At 43.0% G+C, this 4,380-nt stretch carries 4 protein-coding genes; 1 reads left to right on the forward strand and 3 read right to left on the reverse strand.

Features of this window, described 5'->3' with window-relative positions; genetic code table 11:
* Positions 1-215: hypothetical protein (locus K2Y18_08410; protein ID MBX9805757.1), on the reverse strand; the 215-nt coding region annotated here is incomplete at its 3' end.
* A gap of 737 nt (positions 216-952) precedes the next feature.
* Here K2Y18_08410 and K2Y18_08415 point away from each other — a divergent pair.
* Entirely contained in the window at positions 953-2,353 is a 1,401-nt protein-coding gene (locus K2Y18_08415; GenBank protein MBX9805758.1) for an anion permease, read from the forward strand.
* Here K2Y18_08415 and K2Y18_08420 read toward each other — a convergent pair.
* Both K2Y18_08420 and K2Y18_08425 read right to left on the reverse strand, forming a co-directional pair.
* A complete protein-coding gene (locus tag K2Y18_08420; GenBank protein ID MBX9805759.1) occupies positions 2,345-3,766 on the reverse strand; it encodes a sodium:solute symporter family protein in 1,422 nt (473 codons plus the stop codon). The genes K2Y18_08415 and K2Y18_08420 overlap by 9 nt on opposite strands.
* 139 nt (positions 3,767-3,905) lie before the next feature.
* On the reverse strand, positions 3,906-4,380 hold a 475-nt coding region (locus K2Y18_08425; protein ID MBX9805760.1), incomplete at its 5' end, for a tetratricopeptide repeat protein.

The raw sequence follows: 4,380 nt of genomic DNA on the forward strand, positions 1-4,380 counted from the left end.
GCCGTCTTTTTCCAAGTCTTTTGCCATTCCGCAGGAGACGATGGTATTTTTCCGGTACCTGTTAGGCCAGGCATGCCCAGCTTTTCCATATTCTCGGACATTTTTTTGGTGGCTTGATCGGCAAATCTTTTCCAAGATTTTTCCCACTGTTCTGAAACTCCCAAAGGATTGTCAAAGAGAGTAAAAGGAGAAGACTTCCGAGATTGCCTTGCCATGATTCGATCCTTTAATAATCTGGTTTATAACCCCAAGATATAGATAAAATATTAATTAAATGTTAAAAAACACTGATTTCATGGCACTCTTAGAGTATTTTTCATTATTTTGTTTTTTGGCGTGAGAAGTGAATTTTGGAAAATGGCTGTTTTTTAATTATGTTATTTTTTAACAATGAAAAATATAAAAAAACTGATATTACGATATTTTCAATTTTTAGAATAATATATTCATTTAGAATTTAATGTTAATATGTTGTTTTTAAAAAACAAAATACAAAATATAAAAACAATTTCTTATATATTTAAAATATAGCATTGACTTATTTGTCATTAATACTACTTTGTAAATCGAGCGCGTTCTTTAATTGTTGAATCTTCAGCCACTAAATACGGTTGAAAATTAAATAATGAGGAAGATGAGTCCCAAGATAGACTCTAAGGTGGCTCCGATTTTACATATTCCGACTATGGTGTTTGAATTACGACTCCTGATTTGAACACTATCCTTCCCCGGTAATTAAGGCCGGGGATTTTTTTTGTCTTCTTGGACAATTCAGCTCTTAAAATTTTGTTGCTTTCAGTAGGGTGGTATTTTTGCTATGACTAATATTCGGTACTAGATTAATAAATGTGAGCCAAATGTTGTCGACTGCTTTGCCCAGAGGTTTCATGAGGGTATCCATATCAAGGGTCTTGTATCCAAAGCTCAACTTTAAATTTAAAAGGAAAGAACCATGACGCAGTTGTGGCGTTTTTTTGTCCCGATCCTCATGGGGGTGTCCATATGGCTTATTCCCTTGCCAACAGGCATGGACCCCAAGGCGTGGTCTTTGTTTGCCATCTTTACGGCGACGATCTTGGCTCTTATTTGTCGCCCGCTCCCCTTAGGGGCAGTATGTTTGATCAGTATGGTCACAGCCGTGATGGTGCAAGATATGGATCTTTCCCAAGCCTTAAGTGGCTTTGGGAATCCTGTCATTTGGCTGATTCTTCTGGTATTTTTCATTGCCCGTGCCTTTATTAAGACCCAGCTCGGCATGCGGATCGCTTACTTTTTCGTAAGGCTCCTGGGCAAACATACCCTTGGGCTTGGATATGGAATTGTTGCAACCGAATTGGTAATTGCCCCGTTTATCCCGAGCAATGGGGCACGAGCAGGTGGGATTATGTTCCCCATCCTCAAATCAATCGCGGAATCCTTAGAGAGTCGAGTGGGAGACGGAACGGAACGACGGGTCGGGTCCTATTTAACCCAAGTGTGTTTCCAAGGAAACCTGATCACCAGCGCCATGTTTTTGACAGCCATGGCAGCCAATCCCATGGCACAATCTATGGCTAAATCAGTAGGGGTTGATATTACGTGGACGAACTGGTTTGTCGCAGCCCTTGTTCCTGGCCTCTTGAGCTGCATATTGATTCCTCTGTTTCTTTACTTTGTTTACCCCCCTGAAGAAAAGCATCATCCGAATGCCACCCAACTCGCGCGAGATAAGTTAAAGGAAATGGGCCCCATGACCCATCAAGAATGGACGATGGTTGGGGTTTTCTCCCTAATGCTGTTTTTCTGGGTATTTGGCGCGCGCTGGACGATTGATCCGACAACAACGGCCTTGGCTGGGGTATGTTTGCTGCTTCTCACTAATGTTTTGAGTTGGGAAGACGTCCTCAACGAAAAAGAAGCCTGGCACATCTTTGTGTGGTTCGGCATTTTGGTGACCATGGCCAAGTATCTGCAAGTGTTAGGTTTTGTTGATTGGTTTAGCGGAAGTGTTGGGGGGATGATTAAGGGTTACGATTGGGAGCTGGTATTCCTTGGGATCGTTCTCATCTATTTTTATAGCCATTACTTCTTTGCCAGCAATACAGCCCACGTTGGAGCGATGTATGCCGCCTTCTTGGCTGTTTCCCTTACGGCAGGGACACCACCGCTTCTGGCTGCCCTTGTGCTCGGCTTTTGTTCCAACCTATTTTCCTCGATGACCCACTACGGATCAACCGCCAACGTTGTTCTCTATGGGTCCGGCTATGTGCCCCTTGGCACTTGGTGGGGCTTGGGTTTCATGGTGAGTATTGTCAACCTGATCATTTGGCTTGGCGCCGGCGCTGTGTGGTGGAAGGTCTTAGGGTTATGGTAGAATGTTGTTTGTAGACGAGGGGAGTGAATTTGGGGGAGCAATTTCTTCAAAATGGCGAAGCGTTACGTAAGCAACAAAGTTCACAGCAATACCAACAATAGCTGCGTCAAAATTTTCTGAAGAACCAATAAGGAAAGACCAAGACAGCATGCCAAACACACCTGTGACGCTGCTGACCCAAAATGTTCGAGGGCTTGCTTTATACCCCATAATTCCGCCAACCAGGGGAACCAAAATAAGCGGTGTCCAAAAATTATATGCATATAAGAGGGCATCAACCGCACTTTCACATCTCATTGCAAAAAACCCTCCCCCTGCTCCCATCACAAAGGTAGCACATCGGGTAAGCCAAAGCTCTGACCTTTCCGTAAAAGGTTTTTGACGAAAAGGCTTCCAGAAATCATGGATAACAGAAACAGCAGCAGCATTCAAAAACGAGTCAGCTGAAGACATTAGTATTGCCATGACACCAACGATGGCAAGTCCTTTCAGGCCAACAGGCATCACGGTTTGGATAACATGAGGAAGGGAAAGATTTGCATTGAGATCAGGGGCAATCACAACAGCAATAAGACCAATAAAGCCAATGATAAAGAAAAAGGGAATAGAGATTAAGCCACTTAAGAACGTTCCACGGACTGTGTCTTGCACGGTTCGCCCAATTAATAAACGTTGTACATAAGGCGGAACCAACGTTTCACCAAAGAAGAAAGTCAAAAACCACCCTAGCAAAGTCAGAGAGGACATCGAGGTCAACATGCTTCCATGGGACTCAGGAAGTTTGTCCCATAACGCCTCAAGGCCGCCCACATAATGGAGCCCGAAAAAAGCGACAGGAGGCAAAGTCAGCGCTAGGACGCAAAAATGCACGGTGTCATTGATCACGATGGATCGCATCCCCCCCAAGGTGGAATAGAGGATGACGACTATGGAACCAACCAATATACCTAAGAATGGAGAAATCCCCAAAAGCACGTGAGTGACGTAACCAAACGCGCAGAATTGTGCTCCAGCAACACCAGTACATACCAAGGCTCCTGCGATTCCTGTAAATATTTTAGCATTTTGACCATAGAGCTGACCCATGATGTCCCCTACAGACATCTTTTTTTGAAAAATCCCCATACGAGGGGCAATGAAACGAGCAATGAGGATTTCTTTTAAGCTAAACCCCCAGACAGCAAGGACATACGTCAGTCCCAGGGTAAAAACTTTCTCGGACAGTCCAATGGATAAACCCCCTCCAATAAAGGAGGCGGATAGGGTTGTGAAGACAAAAAATCCTGAATAACTGCGCCCCCCAATGGAATAATCTTGAAGATTTTTAACAGATCTGCTGGCCCGAATGCCAACGCCTAAAATAATCAGTAAATATGCCCAAAAAAAGGCAAGATCAAGCGTTGAGAAATTCATCGCCTTGGTCTCCAGTCAACCTTCATTAACATAAATACTTTCTACTTTTAAGATTATCGAATTGTTTTATATCACAATTTCTCCTTATGAGGGTATGTTTTTTGATGGAGGTGAAACTTTGAAAAAGTTGGGTCTTTTTTTAGGACATCAATGCTGTATAGAGTCTTAATAAATGTGGAGAGTCCTTGGACAGCCGGTTCTTCGCCGCTTCATAAGCTTCTTTTAAATAGGCTCTGCTCATTATTTTCATCTCCTGTGAAACATTCTCATGACCCTGGCTTGATGCGAGATCGGCCTTTCGTTTGTATAGGTTACTCAAGACTTCTAAGGCTGCAAAGGATTCTCGACAGGAGTTGTTTTTAGATATCTCAATTGAATCAAGAATGGAAGCTTCGGCCTTTACAAGGTCGCCATTTAGAAGATAGAGATGCGATAAATCAATAAGGATTTTGGCAATCAATGGATGATTCAATTGCCTCTTATTTTCAAAAATTCTTAAAGCTTCCTCGAAATGAGATATGGCTAACTTGGGTTGGTCCAGTTCTTTATAGGATGTTCCAAGGCCTATGATAACGCTTACGAGTTCCATAAAGTGGTCTGGAAAATATTGCTTA

This window comes from Alphaproteobacteria bacterium (assembly GCA_019746225.1).
Lineage (GTDB): Bacteria > Pseudomonadota > Alphaproteobacteria > Paracaedibacterales > VGCI01 > VGCI01.